The organism is Terrabacter sp. 01T434 (assembly GCF_056398545.1).
The window spans coordinates 1-584 of record NZ_JBFTPP010000030.1; the positions used below are offsets into that span (position 1 = coordinate 1).

2 rRNA genes are annotated in these 584 nt (G+C 59.0%); both read right to left on the reverse strand.

The annotated features are described in order from the left end of the window. A 23S ribosomal RNA gene (locus tag AC1DIW_RS21840) occupies positions 1–107 on the reverse strand; the annotation flags it as partial. 352 nt (positions 108–459) lie between these two features. Then, a 16S ribosomal RNA gene (locus tag AC1DIW_RS21845) occupies positions 460–584 on the reverse strand; the annotation flags it as partial.

Sequence of the window (584 nt, forward strand, 5' to 3'; positions counted from 1 at the left end):
CAGTCTGCAGTCTGGTTATCGACTACCCGAGGCTTATCGCAGATTCCTACGTCCTTCTTCGGTTCCTGGTGCCAAGGCATCCACCGTGTGCCCTTAAAAACTTGAACACTACAAAGATGCTCGCGTCCACTGTGAAGTTCTCAAAATACAACCGGCGCCCCACACCCACCRCAGACAAGCTGCGATCTCGGYAGGGCCCACGACCAGAAGAAACCAGCCAGCACACACCAGGACAGCTCGCTTCCGCGAGCCGGCCGGTGTGTGTCGTCCGATCCTTCAGGACCCAACAACGTGTCAAGCGCCTCCCCCGCCACCACCACGTTCCACTGCGAAGCAAGCTCCGCTTGTACTTGTGGACGATGACCAGGTCAGCGCCAAATAATCGATGTTCCACCCTTGAGCACCCGCTGCCCCACGTYCGGGGACAGACCGGGCTGCCATGAAATGACTGCTCCTTAGAAAGGAGGTGATCCAGCCGCACCTTCCGGTACGGCTACCTTGTTACGACTTAGTCCCAATCGCCAGTCCCACCTTCGACGGCTCCCCCCACAAGGGTTGGGCCACCGGCTTCGGGTGTTACCGAC